The following is a 23,601-nucleotide window of genomic DNA, read 5'->3' as shown; positions in this document are numbered from 1 at the left end:
TCAACCTCCGATGCCCGAGGCCAGGCTGCTCCGGGTGAGCCGCTGGGCCAGGTAGGTCATGGTGAACGAGAGCAGTGCGATGACGAGCACGACGCCGTTGGCGAGCTGGGTGTAGCCGTAGTCGACGAGCCCGATCGACAGCGTGGTCAGCAGCTGGGTGCCCGAGGTCGTCAGCATGATCACGATGCTGAGCTCCTTCAGCCCGGATACGAAGGGCAGCACCACGCCGGTGACCAGCGCGCCGCGCTGGATCGGAATGATGATCCGCAGCATCCGGACCGGCCACCGCGCGCCGCTGATCTGCGCGGCCTCCTCCGGTTCCCGGCCGAGCTGCATCATGGCCGAGATGCCGGACCGGGACGAGTACGGCAGGTGCGTGATCACCAGCACCAGGACGAGCAGCGTGACCGTGCCGTACAGGGCGGGCACGGGTCCGCGCCGCACGGCGAACAGCGACAGGCAGGCGGCGGCGAACGCGATCCCCGGGACGAGGTAGGGCAGGAACGACACCTGCCGCAGGAACATCGAGACCCGGGTGCCGTCGCCGCGCACCACCACGTACCCGATCAGCAGGCCGAGCAGGCCGCAGACCAGCGACGCGAGGCCGACGATCCGCAGGCTGTTCCACGCGGCCTCCCAGAGTTCGCCGCCGCGCAGCACCCCGTGCGGGAAGCCGACGGCGCCGGGGATGTGCGAGCCGAACCAGTACTTGAGCGTGAAGTTGTCGAAGCTGAAGACGCCGGGCGTCTTGGTGACGGTCGACAGCAGCAGCGTGGCGACGGGCGCGACGACGCTCGCGGCGAAGACGGCCATGGCCAGGGCGCAGGCGGGCCACCGCCAGCGCCGCAGGTCGCCGCGCCGGTCCATCGCGCCCTTGCCGCCGACGGTCACGAACCGGCGCTGCTCACGGACCAGGCGGGTGTCGATGAGGACGACCAGCACGCCGACCAGGACGATGACGCCGGCGAGGGTCGAGGCGACGCCGGTGCTGCGGTCGCGGATGGCGCGGTAGAGGCTGGTGGACAGCACGTTGTAGTCGCTCGGCAGCCCGAGGATGTAGGGCGTCCCGAACGTGCCGAGCACGCGGCCGAGGACCAGCAGCACCGCCGAGGACAGCGCGGGCATCATCAGCGGCAGCGTGACGCGGCGCAGCACCGTCCGCCCGCCCGCGCCGAGGATGCGCGCGGAGTCCTCCAGCTGCGAGTCGATGCGGCGCAGGGCGTTGCCGAACAGCAGCAGGACGAACGGGTAGTAGTGCAGGCCGAGCGTCACGACGATCGGCAGCGGCCCGTACGCCAGCCAGTCCGGGGTGCGGATCCCGGCGCCCTGGAGGTAGCCGACCTGCCCGCCCGACCGGTCGTTCTTGAACAGCGCCAGCCAGGCGAGGGCGAACGTCCAGGACGGCAGCATGTACGGGACGACCAGCGCGGACGCCAGGAACCTGCGGCCCGGCACGTTCGTGCGCGTCACCAGCCAGGCCATGGAGCCGCCGACCGCGAGGGCGAACGCGACGACCCCGGCCGCGACGAGGGCGGTGTGCCACAGCGGTTCCCAGAACAGCAGGTGGCTGACGGGCGAGCGGAACACCCGCCACAGGTAGTAGCTCGTCCACGAGCCGGTCCGCTGCCCGGAGCGCGCCTCGTCCCCGTACTGGACGCGGCCGGCGTCCGAGATCACCGAGATCAGCGGGGCGATGACGAGGTAGAGCAGGACCAGGCACATGAGGATGCCGAGCAGGACGGTGGGATCGCGCAGGAGCACGCGGGCCCGGTAGAGCGCGCGCCGGCCGCGTGACGCCGGCCGTGCGGAGGCGGCGACCGCCATGGGGGGTTCCTCCGGGGTGAGGGGCCCGGCGGGGCGCCGGAGCGCCCCGCCGGAGGGGTGGTCAGCGGTGGTTGATGCGCCAGAAGTCCTTGATGTCCTGGCGCGCGGCGAAGTCGGCGCGCAGCTTGGCCGAGGAGAAGCGGAAGAGCTGGCCGTCCCAGTCGGTCAGGCCCGGAGGGTTGTTGGGGCTCTTGCCGACGGACTTGTTGCCGGACACCCCGCCGCTGCCGGACTCCAGCTCGAAGCCCTGCTTCTCCAGCACGAAGTGGACGAACAGCTTCGCGGCGTTCGGGTGCTCGGACCCGGTCGCGACCGTGGCGAACTTCGGATAGGAGAAGCCGGCCCAGGGGTCCAGGCCCTCGCAGACCTTCATGTGGAAGCCCTTCTCCTCCACGTCCCGGAACTTGGCGATCGACATGAGCCCGATCCGGGTGTCGGTCTGGTTGGGCGCGGCGACGCCGGTGGCGACGTCCTCGTCCTCGGTGGTGAGGACCGGGGCGTTCTTCGCGAGCCGCTTCACCCACTCGCGCGCGGGGTCGTCCTCACCGACCTTGAGCGCGCCCTTGCCGAGCTTCCCGTACGCCGCGGTCAGCCTGTCGCCGCCCTGCTCCGACATCTGCGTGAACCACTGGGTGAAGACCTCCTTGCCCAGCGGGTCCTGGAACATCACCTTGCCCTTCCACCGGGGCTCGGTGAGCTCCCACAGGTTCCTCACCGGGCACCCCGCGGGTTGAGCCTGGGGTTGTAGACGAAGACGTACGCCTTCTCCAGCATCATGAGCGGGTTGCGGTCGGCCTCGTCGATGTGCGCGGCGAGGTCCGGCGGGATCCAGGTCTGGACGATCTTCTGCGGGAGGAGCTGGCCGACGAGCATCGGCCCGTCCTCGAACAGGCTCACGTCGATCGTGACGTTCTTGGCCTGCGCCTCGCGGGTCATCTTCTCTGCGGTGTCGGCGGCCTTGGACTTCATTCCCTCGGCCTTGATCCCGTACTTCTTGGTGAACGCGGCGGCGACGTCCTTGACGTCCCCGCTGCCGTCGTAGGCGAGCACGCTGCCCTCCTTCTTGGCAGCGGCGACGAGCGCGCCCAGATCGAAGGACGCCGCGTCCTGGACGGTCGCCGAGGGCAGGGGGTCGCCTCCTCCCCGGCCTGCCCGCCGCTCGACGGCGCGCACGCGCCGAGTCCCGCGGCGGCCAGCACCGCCGCGACGGCCGCGGCGACGCGCGCCCGGGGTCCGGCGAGATTCGAGCTGATCATGATGGGTCATCTCCTCGTTGTGCCTCCGCGGTCCCCCGGCGCCCGCGGCTCTCCTCGTTCCGGCCGGTCAGTGACTGCGTTTGAGCATCGCGTCCGACAGCGCGTCGGCCGCCTCGCCGAGGCGCCTCCCCACCGCGTCGAGCCGGCCGAGCAGTTCCCGGCGGCGGAGCACGTCGACGTCGAACGGCCCGGAGAACAGGTCGGCCAGCGCGGCCTGCTCGGTCTCCCGGACCCGGTTGCGCGCCTTGCGCGCCCTGAGCGCCGCGACGGTGACCGCGGCGGGATCGTCGAGCACCTTGCGGACGGCGGCTTCGAGCGCGTCCAGCCCGTCCAGCACCGACTCCAGCGGGGCCAGCGCGAAGCCGAACTCCGGCGGCCCGAACAGGTCGGCCTCGCGGACGAAGTCGCGCAGGTTGTCCAGCACGTCGTCCACCGAGCGGGACAGCCGGTAGAGGTCCTCCCGGTCGATGGGCGTGACCAGGACGTCCCGCAGCATCGCGGCCAGCCCGGCGCGCTCGGCGTCGCCCGCGTGCTCGATCACCGCCATCCGGGCGCGGGCCGAGGCGGGCGCCGTCCGTCCCGCGGCCATCTCCCGGGCCAGCTCGGCGCCGTCCCGCACCGCGCGGATCTGCCGCGCGACCTGGTCGACGACCCGGTGGCCCGACCGGCCGCGCAGGTCGTCCCAGACGAGCCGGAACCGGTGGCCGGTGCGCGCCGCGCCGTTCACAGCGCCCTCATCGCCGCCGCGCACAGCGCGCCGCCCGCGAACGACAGCGGCAGCGTCAGCAGCCACGCCGTCCCGATCCCGAGCACGTTCTCCCAGCGCACCCGGCACGCGCCCTCGCTCGCCGCGACGCCGACCACCCCGCCGGTCACCGACTGCGTCATGCTCACCGGGGCCCCGGCGAACGAGCTGACCGTCACCGACGCCGCGGCGGCCGCCTCCGTCGAGACCACGTGCAGCGGCCTCGCCAGCACCAGCCGGCGGCCGAGCCGGTCCCCGACGCGGTGCACCGCGCTGAGCGCCCCGGCGCAGAACACGACCGCGACGAGGACGAGCAGGAGGGGCGTGGGCTGGAGCGGTCCCACCGCGCCGGGCCGCCGCGCCGCCACCACCTGGCGCGCCACGCCGGCGACCGCGAACATCTTCTGGCCGTCGTTGGCGGCGTAGGCCGCGCACTGCGCGCCGTAGGCGACCACGTGCGCCGTGCGCACCGCCCGCGGCATCCCCGCGAACATGGGGACGCGCCGCGCGGCCAGCCCGATCCCGTACCCGGCGGCGGTGCCCACCAGCGGCGCCGCCGCCCCGACGAGCAGGACGGCGCCGAGCGGGCCCCACGACACCGGCAGGCCGAGGCCGAGGCACGCGCCGCCGATGCCGCCGAGCACCGCGAGCGTCAGGCTCGTCGGCAGGCCCTTCCTGGACAGGCCGCCGACCACGACGAGCGCCACGGCCGCGCCGGCCAGGAACGCCTGGGCGCCCCGCGGCTCGCCGAGGTCGGCGAGCCGTTCGGTGAACGTGCGCGCGACCGCGGTCCCGGCCAGCGCCGGCACCAGCACGAGCGGCGCCACCGCGAGCAGCACCAGCAGCGGCGCCGGCGAGCGCGGGTAGCGCCCGCCGAGGCCGAGCAGCGCGGCCCCGTCGTTGACCCCGGTGACCCACACGAACGCCACCGCGACCGCCGCGAACGCCGCCGCCCAGATCACCGCAACTCCGCGAGCCGGACCCGCCGGTCCTCCCGCAGCGAGAGCGCGGCCGCCTCCGCGACGAGCAGCGCCTCGAACGCCTCGTCCACCGTGCAGGGGCTGTCGGCACGTCCCCGCGCCACGTCTAGGAACGTTCCAATCTCGCTCGCGTAGGCGGGCTCGAACCGCTCCCAGAAGTTCGCCCAGGCGTCCCCGGAGGGCCAGTCGACGCCGGGTTCGGCCGAACGGAGCGCCGCGCGCTCGTCCAGCCCGACCACCCACGTCTCCGCCGTGCCCGCCAGCTCCATCCGGACGTCGTATCCGGCGCCGTTGTAGCGGGAGCCCTGCATCGTGGCGACGGTGCCGTCGTCCAGGACCATGACCGCGGCGCTGGTGTCCACGTCCCCCGAGGCCGCGAAGTAGCCGTCGCCCCGGTTGGCGCCCACCGCGGTGACCGACTCGACCTCGCGGCCGGTGACCCAGCGCAGGATGTCGAAGTCGTGGATGTGGCAGTCCCGGAAGATGCCGCCGGACGAGCGGACGTACTCCGCGCCGGGCGGAGCCGGGTCCGCCGTGACCAGGTGCACGCGGTGCAGGTCGCCGAGCCGCCCGTCCCGCAGCGCGAGCCGGGCCGCCGCGTAGCCGGCGTCGAAGCGGCGCTGGAAGCCGATGTGCACCGGCGTCCCGGTCTTCGCGGCCCGCTCGCGCACCCGCCCGGTCGTCTCCAGGTCCGCGGCGACGGGCTTCTCGCAGAAGACCGGGACGCCGGCCTCGGCCGCCCGCAGCAGCAGCTCGGCGTGGGTGGCGGTCGGCGTCGCGATCAGCACGGCGTCCAGCCCCGCCGCGAGCACCGCCTCGGGATCGGCGGCGCGGGCGCCGAGCGGCCCGGCCAGGGCCTCCGCCCGCCGCGGGTCGGCGTCGCCGATCAGGAGCTCGCGCACGAGCGGGTGCCCGCTCAGGAACCTGGCGTGCCAGGCCCCGATCCGTCCCGCGCCCAACAGTCCGACCAGCATGGTGTGCCTCCCTGGCCCTTCGACGGGCGGTGCGTCCCCCCGGCGTCCCGTACCGGACACCGTCCGTTCACCGACCGGCCACCTGCCTGTGGCTTGGACCACAGTTGTAGCCTCGGCCGCCATGCCCCGTCAATAGTTTGTTCTTACATATGGACGTACAGACGTGTGGTCATCACAACCTCGCATCCGGCCATCGGCTCCCGCTCCGGTCCGGAGCGTGGAAGCATGGCGGCATCCCGGAACCACCGGATCGACGTCGGGAGAGCGCAGTGCGAGGCGACGGCACCACCCCACCGCAGATCCCCGGTCCGCCCGCGGAGGGCGACGGCGCCGCCGCCGTCGCGGCCGCCGGCGGGCTGCACAACTACCAGCTGAGGCTGCACGCCGAGTACGGGCCGGTGGTCCGCTTCCCGCTGCCCGGCGCGGACGTCGCGGTGTCGGTCGCCGACCCCGTGCTGCTGGAGGCCACAGCGAAGATCGACAAGCGGCCGGAGAGGCTGTTCGAGTTCCTGGCGCCGCTCCAGGAGTCGGGCAATCTCCAGACGCTCCCGGCCGGCGAGCACGGTCCGTGGCGCCGGGTGCTGCTGTCGGTGCTGGCGGGACGGCCCTCGCACGAAGCGCACTTCGCGCGGCTCAGCGCCCTGGCGACCGAGCTGGCCGGGCAGTGGGCCGAACGCGCCGCCCAGGGCGCGGTCGCCTTGCAGAAGGACCTGAGCGCGCTGTCGCTGCGCATGATCTGCGAGTACGCGCTCGGCAGCGGCTTGGAGTCCCCGGAGTCGGCCGGACGGGTCGTGTCCGCGTTCGAGGAGGTGCTCACCGCGTACCTGACGCGGGCGGACACGCCGGACGCCGAGCGGGAGCGGCGGGCCCGTGCCGAGGAGGCCCTGGCGTACCTGCGCGCGAGCGTCGACCGGGTGCTCGCCGCGCACCGCGAACGGGGCGCCGCGGAACGGGCCGACCGCAGCGACCTGATCGCGGCGCTGGCCGCCGCGGGCGAGTCCACGGCGCGGATCCGCGACACGGTGCTGATGACCATGCTGGCCGCCCACCACACCACCGGCGTCGCGATCTCCTGGACGCTCTACCTGCTGGCCCGGCACCCGGAGGCGGCCGAGCGCGTCACCGGCGAACTGGACCGCGTACTCGGCGACCGTCCCGCGCCCGGATACGGCGACCTCAAGAAGCTGACCTACCTCGACATGGTGCTCAGGGAGACGATGCGCCTCTACCCGCCGGGGCCGTACGGCGCGCGCGAGGCCACCGAGGACCTCATGCTCGGCGAGTACCGCGTTCCGGCGGGCACGACCATCTTCTATCCGTTCTGGGCCGTGCATCTGAATCCCGATCACTGGCCCGACCCGCACGTTTTCGATCCCGAACGGTTCACGCCGGAGGCGTCGGCCGGACGGCCCCGGCTCGCCTACATTCCCTTCGGGCTCGGCCCGCGCAGCTGTGAGGGCGCCGCCCTCGCGATGGTCGAGGCCCAGCTCGTACTGGCCGTCCTGCTGAAGCGGTTCCGTTTCGAATTGGCGCCCGGACAGACGGTCACCCCCGTCGAACGCTTCGTCCTATGGGCCGCCGACGACATCCACATGAACCTCACACCGCGCGAACCGTGACCCCGATGCCGGACGGCCGGCGTTCCCTATGCTCGACGCCATGACCATTCAGCGGATGGACAATGTCGCCATCGTCGTGGACGACCTGCGCGCGGCCGTCGCGTTCTTCACCGAACTCGGCATGGAGCTGGAGGGCGAGGCGCAGGTCGAAGGCGTCTGGGCGGACCGCACCGTCGGGCTCGACGGAGTCCGGAGCGAGATCGCGATGATGCGGACCCCGGACGGCCACGGCAAGCTGGAGCTGACCCGGTACCGCGCGCCCGAGGCGTCCGCCCCCGAGCCGCACGACCCGCCGCCCAACACGCTCGGTCTGCACCGCGTCATGTTCGCCGTCGACGACATCGACGACACCGTCGCCCGCCTGCGCGCCCACGGCGCCGAACTCCTGGGCGAGGTGGCGCGGTACGAGGACGTCTTCCGGCTCTGCTACCTCCGCGGCCCCGCGGGCATCATCGTCGCCCTGGCCGAACAGATCGGCTGAGCCGACCGGCCCGTCGCGTTCTGGCGAGCCGGGTGGCCTGGGGGCCGTTGTGGAACGACTTGCGCCGGGGCACGGCAGGGCTCGTCAGGCGGTGGGCGCGCAGACGCGTTCGACGAGGTCCTGCCAGCTGTCGCCCAGAGAGGGGCCGGACTCGAAGTCCGGGGAGTGCTCCGGCATGGACGCGGTCGCGCCCAGATACAGCAGGAACGGGCCTTCGAGGGCCGCGGTGAGCTGGATGGTCAGGGCGGCGATGTCGGTGAAGTCCGCGCGCCCCTCCCGGCGGATCTGCTCCAGGAGCATGCCGATGTGGAGCGTGGACATGCCAGCGACCCCGGCGAAGACCGGCCGGTTGCGGTCCAGGGAGGCGCGGACGACCGCGTGGTGGTCGCGGAGGAAGGCGATCCGGGCGCGGCCGTAGGCGATCATCCGCCGCACCGGATCGGCGCCGGGGCCGAGCGGCGGCGGCCCGCCCATCACCGATTCCTGGAGCGCGCGCTCGGCGTCGTCCACCAGCGCGGCGAAGATCCCCGCGCGGGTGCCGAACCGGCGGAACACGGTGCCCTTGCCCAGCCCGGCCCGTTCGGCCAGACCGTCCATGGTCACCTTCTCCACCCCGTCCTCGGCGATCATCTCGCGCGCCACCAGCAGCAGGTGCTCGCGGTTGCGCGCCGCGTCGGCGCGCTCGCCGCGGGGCCGGCCGAAGGGCAGCACGGAAGGTTCCACGCGCCTCAACCTACCGCCTGGAATATAAGCGGGGTAAAGTCCGCTTATGCTCGTGCGGGCCGTGGGGCCCGACGCCACCGGGCCGCGCCGCGGCCCCCGCCTGAGGAGAAGACATGAGCCTGTTCCGGTTGGACGCCAGCATCCTTCCCGGCACCTCCGCCAGCGCCGAGCTCGCCGACATCGTGGAGGCCAGGTGGAGCGCCGCCCACCCCGGGGAGCCGGTCGTGCGCCGCCACCTCGGCACCGACCCGCTGCCCGCCGACGCGTGGACCCAGGCCACGATCGGCCAGTACACGCCCGAGTCCGACCGCACCCCCGCGCACCGGGAGGCGCTGGACCTCGCCGCGTCGCTGGCCGAGGAGCTCCAGGCCGCCGACGCGGTGCTGCTGGCGGTGCCGCTCTACAACTTCGGCGTCTCGCAGCACTTCAAGACCTGGGCGGACCTGGTGATCGCCGGGGCCGGGCCCGCCGCCCCGGTCCTGAAGGACACCCCGACCGTGCTGGCCACCGTGCGCGGCGGCGGGTACGGGCCCGGCACCCCGCGCGAGGGCTGGGACCACTCCACCCCGTACCTGCGGCGGGTGCTGGCCGACATGTGGCAGGCCGACCTGAGCGTCATCGAGCGGGAGCTCACGCTCGCCGCCACCACCCCCGCGATGGAGCCGCTGCGCGATCTGGCCGCCCGGCTCCACAGCGAGGCGCTCGACACGGCCCACGAGGTCGGCCAGGCCCTCGCCACCAGGTAGCCCCGGACTCCGCGGCCGCGGGACCCCACGGGCCCGTGGCCGCACGCCGGGGGCTCATCGCGGCTGCCCGTTCCCCTGGAACATGTCGAGCAGGGTGCGGGGCGTGCCGTCGCCGAAGAGGATCTCGTGGAGTTCGGCGCCGTCGGCGGCGGCTTCGGCGCTGCGGGGGAACATGGCCCGCTCGTACTCGGCGAGCGCGGTCTCGATGTCGTCCGGGTGCGCGGCGATGGCCCTGCCGAGTTCGGCGCCGTCGAGCATGGCCAGGTTGGCGCCCTCGCCGTTCGGGGCCGCGAGGTGGGCGGCGTCGCCGAGGAGGGTCACCCCGGGAACGCGATCCCACCGGTGCTCGATGGGCAGGGCGCTCAGGGGCGCAGGACGGGCGCGGTGTCGCTCTCGGTGATGAGCGCGGTGAGCTCCGGCGCCCAGCCGTCGAACTCCGACGCGATCCGTACGGCGGCCGCGTCGGCGTCGGTGAAATCGACGCCGGCGAACCAGTCCTGCGACTCCGACAGCGCCACATAGGTGTGCAACGTCCCGCCGCTCTCCCTGTGGGCCTGGATGCCCTTACCCGGCGCGAGCGCGAACAGCGACCCGCCGCCGACCGCCTTCGCGGCGGCCGGGTGCCGGGTGTCGGCGTCGTACAAGTAGGTCTCGACGAACGACCGGCCGATGTACTCGGGCGCCGCGTCGGAGAGCAGCGGACGGACGCGTGACCACGCGCCGTCCGCGCCGACCAGCAGGCTCGTGACCACCGTGCCTCCGCCGGCGAAGCCCACCTCGTGGCGCCCGCCGCCGAGGGCGCGGACGCCGCTGACCTTGTGCCCCCACCGGACGGTTCCGGCGGGCAGCGAGTCGAGCAGCAACCGCCGCAGCTCGCCGCGCAGCACCTCGGGGCGTCCGCGCGCGCTGTCGTCGTCGAACAGGACGGTCCCGTCCCGGGCGAGGATCCGTGTCGCCTCTCGGCCCTCCAGGACGAGGTCGCGGAACCCGTCCGTCAGGCCCGCCGCCTCCAGGGCCGGTTGGCCGTTGTCCTCGTGGATGTCGAGCATCCCGCCCTGCGCGCGCGCCGCCGGGGACGCCTCCGCCTCGTAGACGGTGGACGGGATGCCGTGGACGTGCAGGACGCGGGCCAGGACGAGGCCGCCGAGTCCGGCGCCGATGATCGTGACGTGGGTGTTCATGGTGGCTCCTCAGCTCTGGAATGTTGTTCCATACCAGTGTGGAACGACATTCCAGGCATGTCAAGCCGGTGGTACGGCACGAGGGGCGGGCGGCGGCGGCGCGGGTTCCCGACCCGCGCGGATCAGCTCACCTCCTCCAGCTCGACGGCCTGCTTGAGGAAGACGATGCCGTCGATCTCCTTGAGCTGGGCCGGGTCCAGCGGGAAGTAGGCGAAGTCGCGGGAGACGCGCGGAGTGGGCTCCGCGAGGGTCCCGGCCAGGCGGCGGGCGTCGATGAGGGAGCGGTCCCACGGGAGCGTGGACAGGACGCCCTCGACGGAGTCCGGGGCGGGGCGTCTCCGCCGGCCGTCCCGAAGGCCGAGGCCAGGAAGGCGTACCGGTCGCCCAGGTGCGCCGCGGTGAGCGCGCCCGCGCTCCACCACTCCACCACGTGCTCGCCGAACGACATGTCGCTCTTGTTCCGCTGGAGGTGGAGGTTGTGGCTGAAGACCAGGGCCGGGCCGTTCTCGGCGACGGCTCGCAGGTTGGCGGCCATCATCGCGTCCCGCAGGGCCGACAGCCGGGTCCACCGCGCCGGGGACGCGTCGGCCAGCCAGTAGTGGTAGCGCAGCAGTCCGACGGCGGTGCGCCCGTACAGCGCCGCGCGCTCCCTGTCGGCCGGGCTGAGTTGCGGCGCCTGCGTGTCGAGCAGCGCGACCAGGTCGTCGGCGATCAGCCGCAGCCGCTTCGCGTCGGCGGACCGGCCCATCGACCGCGACGGGTCCATGGCCGTGGCCTCGTCCGACCACCGGTCGTCCGGGCCCAGCAACGTTTCGAGGGTCTCCCTGGTCGCGACGGCGTCGGTGAACGGGCCGTCGAGGAGCTCGTAGAGCCCGATGAGCGCCTGGCGCGGGCTCTCCGCCCAGTACTCCAGAGGGCCGTCGAACCCGAAGAACCGGAGCTTCTCGCCGTGCTCCTCGTTGTAGGCGCGCATCCAGCGGACGAGTTCGCGGTTGGCCGGCACCGTGCCGAAGCGGTGGCTGAAGCCGCGTTCCATGACGTCGTCGAGCGTGCCCGCGCCCGCCGTGATGTGGTCGTCCACCACGAGGCCCCTGAGGCAGTCGCTCTCGATGGCGAACGACCGGTAGCCCTCGTGCTCGACCAGATACCTGAAGACCTCGTTGCGCAGCTCGCCCAGTTCCCCGACGAAGTGCCTGGCCTCGCCCAGGCCGAGCAGCAGGGGCCGGGCGGGAAGCGACCGCAGGAACGCCGAGATCCCCGCGCCGTCGAGCGGCCGGGCCATGTCACTGATGTCCATGCCTTAAACGGTATCGTTGAACATTCAGTGTAAACTTTCCGGCGATAATCCCCGCTCTAACGCAATGGACCTTCAATCAGTGAGGCACTCATGAGGCCGGTGGACCTGGCGCGCGAGCACGGCCTGTCCACCCAGGCGGTCAGGAACTACGAGGACGCCGGGATCCTCCCCGCCGCCGAACGGACCGTCCACGGCTACCGCACCTACACGCCGCTGCACGCGCAGGCCCTGCGCGCGTTCCTCGCCCTCGTGCCCGGGCACGGCCACCAGACGGCAGCGGCGATCATGCAGGCGGTCAACCGGGGCGGCACCGAGGACGCGCTGCGGCTCATCGACGAGAGCCACGGCCGGCTCCTCGACGACCGCCGCACCCTCCAGGCCGTCGAGACCACGCTCCGCGACCTGGCGCCCGTCCCGCGGGAACGCGGCGACACGTTCATCGGGCCCTTGGCCGAACGGCTCGGCCTCCGCCCCGCCACCCTGCGCAAATGGGAGGAGGCCGGGCTCGTCCGGCCGCGCCGCGACCCGCTCACGGGCTACCGGGTCTACAGCGCGGCCGACGTGCGGGACGTCCGGCTGGCCCACCAGCTCAGGCGGGGCGGCTACCTGCTGGAGCAGATCGCCCCGCTGATCGCGCAGGTCCGTTCCGCCGGGGCGTCGCCCCGCTGGAGTCGACCCTGCGCGACTGGCGGGCCCGCCTGTCCACCCGGGGCCGCGCCATGCTCAAGGGCGCCGCCGACCTGGACGAGTACCTTTGCGCCCGCGCCCCTGAGGCCGAGCCGAACGGCCCGGCTTCGTCCGGTACGGCTTCGTCCGGTCCCTAGACGATGGTGTAGAGCACCGACCGCTGCTGCTTGTGGCGCTGGATGCGGCCCTTGGCGACGAGCGTCTCCAACGTGTTCCGCACGACCTGCGCTGTCGGGTTCCGGTCGGGGTGCTTCTCCAGCAGTTCGTCGCGCAGTTCCTTCGCGTAACGAGGTTCGTCGTGCGCCCTGAGCAGGTCGCAGAGAACGTCACCGAGCGGAGGCTGAAGCGGCTTTCCCTTCGCGTTTCCCTTCGCGCCGGATTTCGCCGGCTTCTTGTCTGCCCGCTTGCCCTTCGCCTTGCCCGATGCCGTGGGGCTGGTCTTTTCCGGAGTCGCAGCGGCTGGGACGTCGGCGATCGGGATCTCGGCGGCCGGTTCGGAAGGTGTGAGGACGGGTTCGTCCTGAGTCTTTTCCGGCGGGAGCGGCGGCTCCGATGAAACCTCGTGCCGGGCGGCGACAGCCAGGATGTCGACCAGGAGTGCCTCCTCCTGCTCCAGCAGCTTGATGCTCTCGGCCAGCTCCCGCTGCCGACGGCGGTTCGCCTCCAGGTCCGACGCGGCCTGCTCCACGTACCGCGACCGGAGCGTAGCGGCTGATTGGCTTGTCACAACCGTCCACTCCTTCATGTCGAAGGGCGCTGCGCATAGTGCCCACACCGCACCGCCAGTGCCGAGGAGTGCGCGAGGCCGCAGGCCCGCTGCCGGAGATGCTACCCCGCGGAATTCACCGGTCCCCCGCGTGTGTCCGAGGCGGAGCACACTCCCGAACGTGTCGCGACACACATTGCTCCGCGCACTCAGCCGTTGGAGCGAGAAACCTGGAAAGGAGTGAGACACCCGGAAACACGTGTGAGATGCCGTGCCGACGTCCGCTCGGAGCTCCACCGAACACCTTCACTCCGGGAATCGCTTCATGGATCGGCCGATGCCTGAGATGATCCGATCAGTCAGACAACGCTGTTCTTCTGGGAGGGGGTTCCGGATGGAGCCGCTGCGCGCGAGCGATCCGCGCCGGGTGGGGCCGTACCCGCTGGAAGGGCGGCTGGGCGGCGGCGGGATGGGCCGGGTGTATCTGGGCCGGTCCCGCGGCAGGCGTCCGATCGCGGTGAAGGTGGTGCGCCCGGAGCTGGCCGACGACGCGGGCTTCCGGCAGCGGTTCGCCAGGGAGATCACCGCCGCGCGCCGCGTGGGCGGCTTCTACACCGCGCAGGTGGTCGACGCCGATCCCGACGCGGACCCGCCGTGGATGGCCACCGCCTACATCAGCGGCCCGTCGCTGCACCAGGCCGTCCAGGCCCACGGACCGCTGCCGCCGGGCGCGGTGGACGTGCTCGGTGCCGGTCTGGCCGAAGGTCTCGCGGCCGTCCACGCCTGCGGCCTGGTGCACCGCGACCTCAAGCCCGGCAACGTGATCATCGCCGCGGACGGCCCGCGGGTCATCGACTTCGGCATCGCCCGCGCGCTGGACGCCACGTCCTGCACGCGGTCCCGGGCGGTGCTCGGGACCCCGGCGTTCATGTCCCCCGAACAGGCGCGCGGGGACGAGGTCGGCCCGGCCGGGGACGTGTTCTCGCTGGCCTCGGTGCTGCTGTACGCGGTCGCCGGCCGCAGCCCGTTCGGGGAAGGGCCTCCCGACGCGCTCCTCTACCGCATCGTGCACGACCGGCCCGACCTGGCGGGCCTGCCCGAACACCTCGTCGAGCCGGTCACCGCCTGCCTGGCCAAGGACCCCGCCGAACGGCCGGCCGTCGCCGAGCTCCTCGACCGGTTCGCCGCCCCCGCCGGGACCGCCTGGCTCCCCTCGGACATCACCACGATGATCTCTGAACGGGAGGAGGTCGCCGAGGTCTCGGCAGGCGATCCGCCACCGCCTCCCCCGGACCACCGGCAAGGCGCCGTTGCCGAGAACGAGGCGGAACGGCGGGTGCGAGGGACGCAGGAAAGCTTCACTCTGCTTCTGGCGCCCGTGGCGGTGGCCTCCTACATTCTCCTCGGGCTGCTGGCCATCGCGGCGGGCGTTGCGGGATGGGGTGTCGCGCTGGGTGGCTCCGATGACCAGCCGTGGCTGATCGCGTTGGCCGGGACGTTCTTCGCCCTGTGCGGCTACTGCATGGTGGACTTCGCGTTGCCGAAGCGGCTGACCGTCACCCCGGACGGCGTGGCGGTCGGGGCCAGCCTGCCGCTCCGGATGATGATGCGGTCGTCGGACACCGCCACCGCCATGGCGTGGCCGAAGGTCGGAAGCATCCAGGTCAGCCCGCGGAAGCCGGGACTCAGCCGAATAGCCGTCATGGACGCGAACCGAGCCGCGCCCATGCGGGATCTCCTCCTCTGGAGGTACGTCGCGGCGGACTCCGCGCAGCTCTCCGCCACTCTCCGCAGGCTCGCTCCGGCAACGGTCGAGATCAGCACCCAGCGCCCCTAGCGCTGCACCCGCGATGGCGGTGAGCCGTCCGCCCGGCCCACCGCGACCGGATCGTCAGGGCTGGTCGGGCGGGTCGCCGATCCAGCGGACCAGGCTGCTCAACGGCACGCGGCCTGAGGGGATCGCGGACTTGCCGCTGGGCGCGGGCGCCGGGTGGCCGAGCGAGATGGCGGTGCGGACCTTCCACGGCGGTTCGACGCCGGCCAGGCGCCCGGCCTGCTCGGCGTTGGACGCTGGGAAGAACGAGGCGGGACACGTGCCGAGGCCGAGGCCGTGCGCGGCGAGCATCAGGTTCTGGGCGGCGCGTCCGCCGTCGAACTCCGCGTCCTCGCCTCCGGCCGTGGCGTCCAGGGCCAGGAGGATGACCACGGGAGCGGCGGCCAAATGCCCGGCGTAGGCGCCGAGCCGACTCAGCCTCGCCCGCAGATCCGGGTCCGTGACGACGGTGAAGCGCCACGGCTGCCGGTTGCGGGCCGAGCCGGTCCAGCGGGCGGCTTCGAGAACCCCCATGACCTGATCCCTCGACACCGGCCTGTCCGCGAACCAGCGCGTGGCCCGCAGTGAGCGCACCTGCGCCTGCAACGATCCGCCCGCCTGCTCCAAGCCCTCTCCCCTCATGCCGCGCACCCGCGGCGCGGCCACGGTGGCGTTCCATGATCCCACCCGCGCGGGAACGGACGAGGTCTCGCGACGAGGACGGGCCGGGCGGCGCGTTCTCGCGGCCACTCGCCGGCACCTGGATTTTCACACGCGTTGGCGCCGCGGTCACCGCTTCGAGGCCGGTTGTTTTTCTCGTTTATTGCGGCGTTCATAACTGAAATACCAGGGGGCCGGAGGGGCTTGTTCCGCGTCGGCGGCGGACCGACCATTCTTTCGACGTCCCCCGGCGGGGACGTCCGTGGGCGCCCCGAACCTCCCTTCCGCCGAGCCCCGCAGGAGGGCATTTCCATGCAAGTACGTTCCGCCTGGCGTGCCGCCGTATGCACGCTGGCCCTCGCCGCCGCGGCAATGCCCGGCACTTCCTTCGCAGCTCAGCCCGGTACCTCCACCGCGGCCGCCACCAGGCTCAACATCACGATGCAGGCCCAGCAGAAATCGAACTGGTGCTGGGCCGCGTCCGGCAACACCGTGGCCGCCTACATGGGCAAGAGCTACAGCCAGAACCAGTTCTGCAATCTCGCCTTCAGCCGTTCCATGAACGCGTCCTGCCCGAACAACCAGGCCACGCTCGCGAACGACCAGACGGCGTTCCGGCAGATCGGGATCAATCCCGGAAACTACGTCTACGCCCATCTCTACTACTCCGCGATCGTCCGCGAGGTGGACGCGCGCCGGCCGGTGCTCGCCCGCATCCAGTGGACCGGCGGGGGCGGGCACATGCAGGTCCTCTACGGCTACGACCAGAGCTCGAACATGGTCTATTGGGGCGACCCGTGGCCGTCGAGCAACCGCTACAACTGGGCCTCGTACGACTACTACGTCAGCAACAACTCGTTCTTCTGGACCCACTCGCTCGACTACATCGGCGCATGAGGAGGCGTGAGATGAAGCTCTTCGCAGGTCTCGCGCTCGGCGGCGCGATCGTGTTCGCGGCGGCGACGCCCGCGGGCGCCGCCTCGCCGGCCCCCACCCCGCCCTCGGCGTCCGACCTGGCCGCCGCCCGGCAGACCGCCGTGACGGCGTCCCCGACCATCGCCCGCTTCTTCGCCAGCCACGGCGGCTCCGCGGCGGTCAGCGCCAAGGCGGCGCAGCAGATGGCGCCGCGGCTGAGCGGACAGGCCGTTCCCGTGTACGACCTGAACCCCGCCTTCGTCACCGGCCGGTCCAGCACGATCGCCCGGCTCGCGTTCACGGCCACCCAGGCGGTCTCGGCCGACGGCCAGCGCGCGTCGGTGTGGACCGTCCGCCGGGGCGGCGCCTGGCGGCTGGCCAACATCGCCTCCGGCGCGGACGAGGAGACCTACGCCCGCAGCGGCGGCACGGTCTTCCGCGAACCGCAGCTCAACGCCTGGTACGCCCTGCGCGAGGGGCGGGTACGGCCTCTCAACCTTGAGGCCCGCCAGGTGACCGGCGCGCCGTCGGTCTCCCTGGAGACCTACCGGCGGGCGGTGCACCAGCGCTACGCGGGCCGGATGCCCGGCTCCTCCTACGACCGGAAGGGCATGGCGGGCGGTTACGGCCCCGCCCAGAACGGCGAGGCCGGCAAGGCCGGCCCCGTCACCGGCAAGGCCGGCGACAGCGGCGGGACCCAGGGCCTGCTCCTCCTCGGCGGCCTGGCCCTCGCCGCCGGCGGCGGCCTGGCCGTCCGCCGGGTCGTCCGGCGGTAGCTCCCAGGTGGAGGGCCCGCACCGGGCCCTCCACCTCCTGGGGGGCGCGCCCGCCGGTCGTCGCTACTGGGTCTCCCGGATGAGGGTGGCGGCCTGGCCGGAGAAGCGCACGGTGGCGTTGTGCGGCGCGGCCTTCACCCACTCCTCGAACCCGGAGATGGAGCACTTGCTGGCGCCGGGCGGGGTGCTGCCGTCCGGGCACGTGCTCCCGGCGACGTACAGGACGGTGTCGTTCGCGGTGAAGAAGACGACGTTGCCGACGGTGAACTTGCCCGGCGCCAGGTACCGCAGCCGTCCCCACGTCGACCTGATCTGCCCGCCGCCGCCCGGGTGCCCGAGCGGGGTGTGCCGCGCCGCCGGCGCGCCCGTGCCGTCCGCGCCCCTCGGGGTGGACGGGGAGGACGAAGCGGACGGGGCACCGGGAGCGGACGGGGCGCCCGGCGCGCTGGGGGCGCTCGCCGTGGCGTTCTCGCTCGGCGCGGACGCGGTGTTCGCGGGCTGCGGCGCGGCCGCGGTCTTGCCGTCGCCGTCGCCGCCGCAGGCCGTCAGGCCGAGCGCCAGCGCCGCCGTCACCCCGGTGATCACGATCTTCCGCATGGCTCGTCGCTCCCGTCCTCGGTGCGCGGTCCTCTTGATCGCGCTGTACGGGGTGAGATGCGGGCGCGGCCCGGCCGGGTTGGCGCGCCGGGACGTGATCAATACGACCCGTTACGTCCCGAACCCACGGGCCGGTACGGGCGTCTGGATGTCTCGGAGGCGCGGGGAAGTTCACGCGGTCTTCGATCTTTCTCGCGCCCGGCGGCTCCGGGGTCAGCCGTTCCAGACTCCCGCCGCCGCGGTCGCCTTGACGTAGTCGGCGAACGACCTCGGGTCGCGTCCGAGCGCTCGCCGTACACCGTCGCTGATGTGCTCGCCGGCGCCGTCGCGGATGTTGACCAGGAGTTCGGTCACCAGGTCGGCACCTTCAGGGGGCATTCCCTGAGCCGTCAGCCCGGCGGTGAACTCGGCGGGCTCCAGCGGCGTGTAGCGGATGCGCCGTCCCGCCGCCTCGGCGATCATGCCGACAGCGGTGCGGAACGACAGCGCTTCGGGCCCGGACAGCTCGTAGACCTCGCCCGCGTGGCCGTCGCCGGTGAGCGCGGCGACCGCGACGTCGGCGATGTCGTCGGCGTCGACGAACGCCTCGCGGCCCTCGCCGGTCGGCAGCGCCAGTTCACCTGCGAGCAGCGGCTCCAGGAACATGAACTCGCTGAAGTTCTGCGCGAACCAGGACGGCCGCAGGATCGTCCAGTCCAGCTCTGTCGCGCGCACGGCGAGCTCGACCGGCTCCTGATGCCGGTCGGCCGCGCCGCCCGCGTCGGCGGCCGGGCGCGCCGACAGCAGCACGACCCGGCGGACGCCGCTCCCCGCGGCGACGGCGAGGAACTCCTCCACGGCGGCGGCCGGAACGGACTCGGTCATCGGAACGAGGTAGACCGCGCCCGCGCCGGACAGCGCCGGTTTCCAGGTGTCGCGGTCGGCGAAGTCGAACCGCGTCCCGCCGGAACGAGAGGCCCCGCGGAAGGGATGGCCGAGCTGGTCGAGGCGGGCGGCGACGCGGCGGCCGGTCTTGCCGCGGGCGCCGAGCACGAGAACGGGTGAAGTGGGCATGGGAGCCAGCACATCAGGGGTCGCGGGAGACGATCCATGGCCGTCTATCTCGTTCGCATGTGAGATCGTCTCAAGGTGGATCTGCTGGAGGACTATCTCGCGGACGTCCGGGCGCACGGCGCGGTCTTCTGCCAGTCGGTCGCCGAGCCGCCGTGGGCCGTGCGGTTCGCCGATCCGGCCCCGCTGGCGCTCGGCGCGACGCTGCGCGGCGAGTGCTGGATCGTCCGCGCGGGCACGGCTCCCGTCCGGGTCCGGGAGCGGGGCATCGTGCTGGTGCGCGGCCTGCGGCCGTTCACCGTGGCCGACCGCCCGGACACCGAGGCGCAGGTGGTGGTCCAGAGCGCGGACGACTGCTGGACGACCGGCGACGGCCCGGTGGCGAGGGGGGACGACCTGCTGCTGGGCCGCGCACGTACGGGTTCGGCCCCGACGGCTCCGACCTGTTCGTCACCGCCGAGTACCCGCTGCGCAGCGACGTGTCCGGGCGCCTGCTCAGGGCGCTGCCGGAGGTGGCGGTCATCCCGCCGGAGCCGGAGTTCGCGCCGCTGCTGGACCTGCTGGCCGTCGAGGTCGGCCGCGAGGAGCCGGGCCAGCAGGTCGTCCTCGACCGGCTCCTGGACCTGCTGCTGGTCCGGGCCCTGCGGGCGTGGTTCGGGCGGCCGGACGTCGAGGCCCCGCCCGGCTACCGGGCCCCGGCCGACCCGCGGATCGCGCGGGCGCTGCGCCTGATGCACGCGCGGCCGGACCACCCGTGGACGGTCGCGTCCCTGGGCGAGGAGGCGGGGATGTCGCGGGCGGTGTTCGCGCGGCGCTTCGCCTCGCTGGTCGGGCAGCCGCCGCTGGTCTACCTCACGGAGTGGCGGATGACGATCGCCTCCGACCTCCTCCGCGAGCCCGGCAGCACCGTCGCCGCCGTGGCCAGGAGGGTCGGGTACGCCGACGGGTTCGCCTTCAGCAACGCCTTCAAACGGGTCCGCGGCGTACCGCCCAGCGACCTGATCGGCTCCCGCCGGTAGCGCGCCGCGACGCCCCGGGCCGTGGGGCGCGGCCCTTCCTACGCGCCGTCCCGCCTGCGCACCATCTCGTTGATCCAGACGGGCGCGAACGGGGACGTGCAGCCCGGGGAGGTCGGGTAGTCCTTGAGCACCTCCAGGCGCTCGCCGATGCCGACGGCGCGGGCGCGGTGCCCGGCGTGCTCGATCCCGATCTGGGCCAGGCAGGTGTTCATCGCCCATTGCAGGCGTTCCGGAGCGTCCTTCATCTCCGCCTCGATGACGTCGAGCAGCGCCGAGAGGTCGAGGCCCTCGGGCTTCTTCGCCACGCGTTCGGCGGTCAGCGCCCACCCGGCGCTCGCGACCACCGGGTCCGGATCGGCGAACCAGGCCAGCCGCAGTTCCTCGCGGTGCGGGTTCTTCTTCACCACGTAGTTCACGAGCCAGTCGTGCACCTTGGGCGTGCGCGCCTCGCGCAGCATGGCGTCCAGCTCGTCGCGCTCGAACGCCTTCGGACGGCAGACCAGCAGCGCCAGCAGCCTCGCCGCGGTGTCGCCGGTCCGCCAGAGCCCGCGCGCGAGCTCCTGCTGCGTCTTCAGCCGTTTCGCGAGGGCCCGCAGCCTGCCGAGATTCACACCGTGATCGTCACCGTGCCTCTCGTTCACCTCGCGGATCTTCGGGTCCTCCAGCCCGGCCAGCTCGGCCAGCACCTCGGCCACCGGGTCCTCGGCGGGCGTCGTCTCGGCCACCTCAGCCTCCTGCCATGGCGTAAACCTCAGCCTACGACGGAAGATCCCCGCAGCGGTCCTCGGCCGGACAGGCCCTAGAGTGAACCGGTGACTCCCCGGCCAGAAGATCCGCTGGCGCCGGTCGCCGAAGACGACCGCGACACGGCCGTGCGGCGCCTCCAGGAGGCGTACACCCAAGGGCACATCTCCCACGAGGAGATGGACGAACGCCTCCATCGGGCGCTCACCGCCGCGACGCACGGCGAGCTGGTGTCGGCTCTGGCCTCCCTTCCCGGAGAGAAGCCGGCCACCGAGTCCACGATCGCCGCCATGAGCGGACGGATCCGGCGGCGCGGCGCATGGCGGGTCCCTCGGATCCTCAAGGTCGAGTCCGCGCTCGGGAGGGTGAACCTGAATCTGTCCCGGGCGGTCATCGAGCATCCGGTGGTCGACATCGAGCTGCGCCTGGGCACCGGCCGCGCCAAGATCACGGTGCCCCGCGACGCCGTCGTGGACGTCGAGGGCCTGCACACCGGGTGGAAGGACGCGCTCTACCGGCCCCGCCGGCCCTCCCGTCCGGGCGGGCCGAAGATCCGCGTCTCCGGGACCATGGGGATGGGACGGCTGAAGATCCGCCACGCCCGGCGCTGACCCCCGGCCCCGCACGCCGCCGCCACGGGACGGCCGGCGGGAGCGATTGACCTCGACTTAAGTCGAGGTTGCAGGGTGGTGATCACGTTCGAGTCCCGGGAGGACCTTGTGAGCACCATCGGCATCGGCGCGCGACCCGTCGGAAGGGTCAGCCCGCCGGTCACCGCGGCCACCGTGCTGCTGGGCGTGCTGGCCCTGGCCATGTCGATCGCGGGCACCGCCGTGGCGGTCCCGCGCATCGGCGCCGAACTGGGCGCCTCCGGCGCGCCCCTCCAGTGGGTCGTGGCGGGCTACAACCTGACCTTCGCCGCGTTCACCCTGGTCTGCGGGTCGCTCGCCGACCTGTTCGGCCGCCGCCGGGTCTTCGTCCTCGGCGCGTCGCTGTTCACCGCGGCGGCGCTGCTCAGCGCGGTGGCGAACGGCATCTGGCTGCTGGACGCGGCGCGGCTCCTGGCGGGCGTCGGGGCGGCCGGGATGATGGCGGCGGGCGGCGCGATCCTCGCCGCGACCTTCGACGGCGCGGCCCGCACCCGCGCGTTCGCCGGGATGGGCACGATGGCGGGCGTCGGGATCGCGATCGGGCCGAGCCTGTCGGGCTGGGCGGTCGGCGCGTTCGGCTGGCGCGGCACGTTCGGCGCGTACGTGGTCGCCGGTCTGGTCGTGCTGGCGGGCAGCCTCTTCGCGCCCGAGTCGCGCGCCGACGAGCGGCCCCGCGTGGACCGCGCCGGGGCCCTCACCTTCATCGCGGGCCTGGCGGCGCTGATGTTCGGCATCATGCAGGGCCCCGAGCACGGCTGGGGTTCCGTGCCGGTGCTCGCGGCACTGGTCGCGGGCGCGGTCCTGCTGGCGGTGTTCGGCGCGGTGGAACGCCGCGGCGACCGGCCGGTGCTGGACCTGACGCTGGTGCGCAACGTTCCGTTCATGGGGTGGTGCCTCGGCACCCTGGCGACCTCGGTTGGCTTTCTCGGGGTGCTGGTGTTCCTGCCCACCTACCTGCAAGGGGTGAACGGCGCCTCGACGGGCGAGGCGGGCCTGCTCATGCTGATGCTGACGGCCCCGGTGCTGGTGGTCCCGCCGCTGGGCGGGCAGCTGGCCGCCAAGGGCGTCTCCGGACGGGCGCTGATGACGGGCGCCCTGGCCATGGTCGCGGCGGGCAACGCCTGGCTCATGGTGCTGCATCCCGGGATCGGCGCGGTCGCGCTGCTAGGCCCGCTGCTGCTCATCGGCGTCGGCATGGGCCTGTCGTTCGGCATCACCGACGGGCAGGCGATGGGCCTGGTCGAACGGGACCGCGCCGGGATGGCGGCCGGGTTCCTCAACACCGTGCGCGGCACCGCTGAGGCGCTGGTCATCGCCCTGTTCGGCGCGGTGCTGGTCAGCCTGCTGCGGGCGAGCACCGGCTCGGCGCGGGCGGCGGCCCGGATCACCGCGGGCGAGATCGGCCCCACCGAGCGCGCGGCGTTCACCGACGCGTGGCAGGTCGCGCTCGGCGGCGTCGCGGTGATCACCGCCCTGTGCGCGGTCGCCGTCTGCGTCATGCTCCGCCTCTCCCGGAACTGACGGCCGAGGCCGCGTGCAGCTTCGTGGCGATCCTGGCGCCGTACGGCGATGATCACCACGTCGGAGCGGTCCACCACCTCCTGGCCGCCGAGGCGCACGCCGCGCTTCCCGCGCCGCTGCCCGTGCCGGTCGGACCGGCACGGGCGGCGGGCAAGCGGCAAGGCCGTTCACGCGACGGCGGTGCCCTCCAGCTCCACCATCAACGAGGGAATCGCCAGCCGCGTCACTCCGAGCATCGTGGTCGGCGGCGCCGCCCCCGCCGCGCCCAACCGCGACGCCAGGACGCCATAGTGCTGGAACAGCAGATCGACGTCGGTGGTGTAGACGTTCAGCCGCACCAGATCGGCCAGCGACATGCCGGCCTCCCCGAGAACGGCCTCCAGGTTGTCCAGGCTCAACGCCACCTGCGCCGCCATGTCACCCTCATGCTCGGGCTTGCCGTCGCCGCTCATCGCGGTCTGCCCGGCGCAGAACAGAGTCCGGGTGTTCCCCGACACGACCTCGCCCTGGTTGTAGCCCATCTCCGCCGACCACGCCCACGGGTTGACCGCCACACGCTCCACTGCCACGCCTGCTCCGTTCGGTTCGTTGGACATCGCGTACGCCCGCCGGCCCGGTGGCCGCCGTCTCCGGACGC

General features: G+C 73.1%; 25 protein-coding genes and 2 pseudogenes. 11 read left to right on the top strand and 16 right to left on the bottom strand.

Features of this window, described 5'->3' with window-relative positions; genetic code table 11:
* From GEV43_RS24955 to GEV43_RS24930, 6 genes are all read right to left on the bottom strand, one after another.
* The gene (locus GEV43_RS24955; RefSeq protein ID WP_160822774.1) at positions 1 to 1,824 is read right to left on the bottom strand and encodes an iron ABC transporter permease; all 1,824 of its coding nucleotides are present in this window, start codon (positions 1,822 to 1,824) and stop codon (positions 1 to 3) included.
* 61 nt (positions 1,825 to 1,885) lie between these two features.
* Positions 1,886 to 2,539 carry a substrate-binding domain-containing protein gene (locus GEV43_RS24950; RefSeq protein ID WP_160822773.1) on the bottom strand — a complete coding sequence of 218 codons (654 nt, stop codon included), beginning with the start codon at positions 2,537 to 2,539 and terminating at the stop codon, positions 1,886 to 1,888.
* Positions 2,536 to 2,997, bottom strand: coding sequence for a hypothetical protein (locus GEV43_RS24945; RefSeq protein ID WP_160822772.1), 462 nt, complete (start codon positions 2,995 to 2,997; stop codon positions 2,536 to 2,538). The genes GEV43_RS24950 and GEV43_RS24945 overlap by 4 nt, the downstream gene beginning before the upstream one ends.
* A gap of 150 nt (positions 2,998 to 3,147) precedes the next feature.
* A complete protein-coding gene (locus tag GEV43_RS24940; protein WP_160822771.1) occupies positions 3,148 to 3,807 on the bottom strand; it encodes a DUF47 family protein in 660 nt (219 codons plus the stop codon).
* Entirely contained in the window at positions 3,804 to 4,787 is a 984-nt protein-coding gene (locus GEV43_RS55110) for an inorganic phosphate transporter (protein ID WP_160822770.1), read from the bottom strand. Before GEV43_RS55110 ends, GEV43_RS24940 begins: the two co-directional genes overlap by 4 nt.
* On the bottom strand, positions 4,784 to 5,779 hold the full coding sequence (locus tag GEV43_RS24930) for a Gfo/Idh/MocA family oxidoreductase (RefSeq protein WP_160822769.1): 996 nt from the start codon (positions 5,777 to 5,779) through the stop codon (positions 4,784 to 4,786). The genes GEV43_RS55110 and GEV43_RS24930 overlap by 4 nt, the downstream gene beginning before the upstream one ends.
* A gap of 269 nt (positions 5,780 to 6,048) precedes the next feature.
* On the opposite strand from GEV43_RS24930, the gene GEV43_RS24925 reads away from it, so the two are divergent.
* Both GEV43_RS24925 and GEV43_RS24920 read left to right on the top strand, forming a co-directional pair.
* Positions 6,049 to 7,398: a cytochrome P450 gene (locus GEV43_RS24925; protein ID WP_206681267.1), complete on the top strand. Its 1,350-nt coding sequence runs from the start codon at positions 6,049 to 6,051 to the stop codon at positions 7,396 to 7,398.
* Between the two features lie 55 nt (positions 7,399 to 7,453).
* Complete coding sequence (locus tag GEV43_RS24920; protein ID WP_206681502.1) at positions 7,454 to 7,879, top strand: VOC family protein; 426 nt, start codon at positions 7,454 to 7,456, stop codon at positions 7,877 to 7,879.
* An 84-nt stretch (positions 7,880 to 7,963) separates the two neighbouring features.
* Here the strand turns inward: GEV43_RS24920 and GEV43_RS24915 are convergent, their stop codons facing one another.
* On the bottom strand, positions 7,964 to 8,602 hold the full coding sequence (locus tag GEV43_RS24915; RefSeq protein ID WP_164717211.1) for a TetR/AcrR family transcriptional regulator: 639 nt from the start codon (positions 8,600 to 8,602) through the stop codon (positions 7,964 to 7,966).
* Positions 8,603 to 8,715: 113 nt separating this feature from the next.
* Here GEV43_RS24915 and GEV43_RS24910 point away from each other — a divergent pair, with 113 nt between their 5' ends.
* The gene (locus tag GEV43_RS24910; protein ID WP_160822766.1) at positions 8,716 to 9,348 is read left to right on the top strand and encodes an FMN-dependent NADH-azoreductase; all 633 of its coding nucleotides are present in this window, start codon (positions 8,716 to 8,718) and stop codon (positions 9,346 to 9,348) included.
* A 54-nt stretch (positions 9,349 to 9,402) separates the two neighbouring features.
* On the opposite strand, the gene GEV43_RS50970 is transcribed toward GEV43_RS24910, so the two are convergent.
* The 3 genes from GEV43_RS50970 to GEV43_RS24900 all read right to left on the bottom strand — a co-directional run bounded on the left by GEV43_RS50970 (position 9,403) and on the right by GEV43_RS24900 (position 11,826).
* On the bottom strand, positions 9,403 to 9,774 hold the full coding sequence (locus GEV43_RS50970; RefSeq protein WP_241683828.1) for an NAD(P)/FAD-dependent oxidoreductase: 372 nt from the start codon (positions 9,772 to 9,774) through the stop codon (positions 9,403 to 9,405).
* The gene (locus GEV43_RS24905; protein WP_241683031.1) at positions 9,711 to 10,529 is read right to left on the bottom strand and encodes an NAD(P)/FAD-dependent oxidoreductase; all 819 of its coding nucleotides are present in this window, start codon (positions 10,527 to 10,529) and stop codon (positions 9,711 to 9,713) included. The genes GEV43_RS50970 and GEV43_RS24905 overlap by 64 nt, the downstream gene beginning before the upstream one ends.
* A gap of 127 nt (positions 10,530 to 10,656) precedes the next feature.
* A complete protein-coding gene (locus GEV43_RS24900) occupies positions 10,657 to 11,826 on the bottom strand; it encodes an erythromycin esterase family protein (protein ID WP_309239828.1) in 1,170 nt (389 codons plus the stop codon).
* Positions 11,827 to 11,916: 90 nt separating this feature from the next.
* Here GEV43_RS24900 and GEV43_RS24895 point away from each other — a divergent pair.
* Positions 11,917 to 12,650: pseudogene (locus tag GEV43_RS24895) on the top strand (TioE family transcriptional regulator).
* Here the strand turns inward: GEV43_RS24895 and GEV43_RS24890 are convergent.
* On the bottom strand, positions 12,647 to 13,201 hold the full coding sequence (locus GEV43_RS24890) for a hypothetical protein (protein ID WP_160822765.1): 555 nt from the start codon (positions 13,199 to 13,201) through the stop codon (positions 12,647 to 12,649). The pseudogene GEV43_RS24895 and the gene GEV43_RS24890 sit on opposite strands and share 4 nt — an antisense overlap.
* Positions 13,202 to 13,613: 412 nt before the next feature.
* On the opposite strand from GEV43_RS24890, the gene GEV43_RS24885 reads away from it, so the two are divergent.
* Positions 13,614 to 15,056, top strand: a complete 1,443-nt coding sequence (locus GEV43_RS24885; protein ID WP_160822764.1) for a serine/threonine-protein kinase — start codon at positions 13,614 to 13,616, stop codon at positions 15,054 to 15,056.
* A 54-nt stretch (positions 15,057 to 15,110) separates the two neighbouring features.
* On the opposite strand, the gene GEV43_RS24880 is transcribed toward GEV43_RS24885, so the two are convergent.
* A complete protein-coding gene (locus tag GEV43_RS24880; RefSeq protein WP_160822763.1) occupies positions 15,111 to 15,674 on the bottom strand; it encodes a nitroreductase family protein in 564 nt (187 codons plus the stop codon).
* Positions 15,675 to 16,004: 330 nt separating this feature from the next.
* Here GEV43_RS24880 and GEV43_RS24875 point away from each other — a divergent pair, with 330 nt between their 5' ends.
* Together GEV43_RS24875 and GEV43_RS24870 are read left to right on the top strand one after the other, a co-directional pair.
* Positions 16,005 to 16,589, top strand: a complete 585-nt coding sequence (locus GEV43_RS24875; RefSeq protein ID WP_160822762.1) for a papain-like cysteine protease family protein — start codon at positions 16,005 to 16,007, stop codon at positions 16,587 to 16,589.
* 11 nt (positions 16,590 to 16,600) lie between these two features.
* Entirely contained in the window at positions 16,601 to 17,383 is a 783-nt protein-coding gene (locus GEV43_RS24870) for a hypothetical protein (protein WP_160822761.1), read from the top strand.
* Between the two features lie 63 nt (positions 17,384 to 17,446).
* Here GEV43_RS24870 and GEV43_RS24865 read toward each other — a convergent pair whose 3' ends face one another.
* Both GEV43_RS24865 and GEV43_RS24860 read right to left on the bottom strand, forming a co-directional pair.
* The gene (locus GEV43_RS24865) at positions 17,447 to 17,980 is read right to left on the bottom strand and encodes a hypothetical protein (protein WP_160822760.1); all 534 of its coding nucleotides are present in this window, start codon (positions 17,978 to 17,980) and stop codon (positions 17,447 to 17,449) included.
* 213 nt (positions 17,981 to 18,193) lie between these two features.
* Positions 18,194 to 19,033 (bottom strand): NAD(P)H-binding protein, encoded by an 840-nt coding sequence (locus tag GEV43_RS24860; RefSeq protein ID WP_160822759.1) that lies wholly within the window; start codon positions 19,031 to 19,033, stop codon positions 18,194 to 18,196.
* Positions 19,034 to 19,108: 75 nt separating this feature from the next.
* On the opposite strand from GEV43_RS24860, the pseudogene GEV43_RS50965 reads away from it, so the two are divergent.
* Both GEV43_RS50965 and GEV43_RS24855 read left to right on the top strand, forming a co-directional pair.
* A pseudogene (locus GEV43_RS50965) lies at positions 19,109 to 19,402 on the top strand (cupin domain-containing protein); the annotation flags it as partial.
* A gap of 107 nt (positions 19,403 to 19,509) precedes the next feature.
* Complete coding sequence (locus GEV43_RS24855) at positions 19,510 to 20,049, top strand: helix-turn-helix transcriptional regulator (protein ID WP_375539055.1); 540 nt, start codon at positions 19,510 to 19,512, stop codon at positions 20,047 to 20,049.
* A gap of 38 nt (positions 20,050 to 20,087) precedes the next feature.
* On the opposite strand, the gene GEV43_RS24850 is transcribed toward GEV43_RS24855, so the two are convergent.
* A complete protein-coding gene (locus GEV43_RS24850) occupies positions 20,088 to 20,774 on the bottom strand; it encodes a DNA alkylation repair protein (RefSeq protein WP_160822758.1) in 687 nt (228 codons plus the stop codon).
* 87 nt (positions 20,775 to 20,861) lie between these two features.
* Here GEV43_RS24850 and GEV43_RS24845 point away from each other — a divergent pair, with 87 nt between their 5' ends.
* Together GEV43_RS24845 and GEV43_RS24840 are read left to right on the top strand one after the other, a co-directional pair.
* Positions 20,862 to 21,404 (top strand): DUF1707 domain-containing protein, encoded by a 543-nt coding sequence (locus tag GEV43_RS24845; protein ID WP_160822757.1) that lies wholly within the window; start codon positions 20,862 to 20,864, stop codon positions 21,402 to 21,404.
* Between the two features lie 75 nt (positions 21,405 to 21,479).
* A complete protein-coding gene (locus GEV43_RS24840) occupies positions 21,480 to 22,964 on the top strand; it encodes an MFS transporter (protein WP_309239826.1) in 1,485 nt (494 codons plus the stop codon).
* 167 nt (positions 22,965 to 23,131) lie between these two features.
* Here the strand turns inward: GEV43_RS24840 and GEV43_RS24835 are convergent, their stop codons facing one another.
* Positions 23,132 to 23,527, bottom strand: a complete 396-nt coding sequence (locus GEV43_RS24835; protein ID WP_160824760.1) for a RidA family protein — start codon at positions 23,525 to 23,527, stop codon at positions 23,132 to 23,134.
* Between the last annotated feature and the right edge of the window lie 74 nt (positions 23,528 to 23,601).

The sequence above is a fragment of the Actinomadura sp. J1-007 genome (assembly GCF_009793335.1).
Taxonomy (GTDB): domain Bacteria; phylum Actinomycetota; class Actinomycetes; order Streptosporangiales; family Streptosporangiaceae; genus Spirillospora; species Spirillospora yumaensis.
Note: the sequence above shows the minus strand (reverse complement) of the source record. Positions and strands in the feature narration are given on the sequence as shown.

Bases quoted from the DNA above. Each gene is read 5' to 3' on its own strand.
- GEV43_RS24885 (WP_160822764.1), top strand. From the start codon at position 13,614: ATGGAGCCGCTGCGCGCGAGCGATCCGCGCCGGGTGGGGCCGTACCCG.
- GEV43_RS24905 (WP_241683031.1), bottom strand. From the start codon at position 10,529: ATGAACACCCACGTCACGATCATCGGCGCCGGACTCGGCGGCCTCGTC.
- GEV43_RS24870 (WP_160822761.1), top strand. From the start codon at position 16,601: ATGAAGCTCTTCGCAGGTCTCGCGCTCGGCGGCGCGATCGTGTTCGCG.
- GEV43_RS24880 (WP_160822763.1), bottom strand. From the start codon at position 15,674: ATGAGGGGAGAGGGCTTGGAGCAGGCGGGCGGATCGTTGCAGGCGCAG.
- GEV43_RS24930 (WP_160822769.1), bottom strand. From the start codon at position 5,779: ATGCTGGTCGGACTGTTGGGCGCGGGACGGATCGGGGCCTGGCACGCC.
- GEV43_RS24865 (WP_160822760.1), bottom strand. From the start codon at position 17,980: ATGCGGAAGATCGTGATCACCGGGGTGACGGCGGCGCTGGCGCTCGGC.
- GEV43_RS24860 (WP_160822759.1), bottom strand. From the start codon at position 19,033: ATGCCCACTTCACCCGTTCTCGTGCTCGGCGCCCGCGGCAAGACCGGC.
- GEV43_RS24875 (WP_160822762.1), top strand. From the start codon at position 16,005: ATGCAAGTACGTTCCGCCTGGCGTGCCGCCGTATGCACGCTGGCCCTC.
- GEV43_RS24900 (WP_309239828.1), bottom strand. From the start codon at position 11,826: ATGGACATCAGTGACATGGCCCGGCCGCTCGACGGCGCGGGGATCTCG.
- GEV43_RS24955 (WP_160822774.1), bottom strand. From the start codon at position 1,824: ATGGCGGTCGCCGCCTCCGCACGGCCGGCGTCACGCGGCCGGCGCGCG.
- GEV43_RS24920 (WP_206681502.1), top strand. From the start codon at position 7,454: ATGGACAATGTCGCCATCGTCGTGGACGACCTGCGCGCGGCCGTCGCG.
- GEV43_RS24910 (WP_160822766.1), top strand. From the start codon at position 8,716: ATGAGCCTGTTCCGGTTGGACGCCAGCATCCTTCCCGGCACCTCCGCC.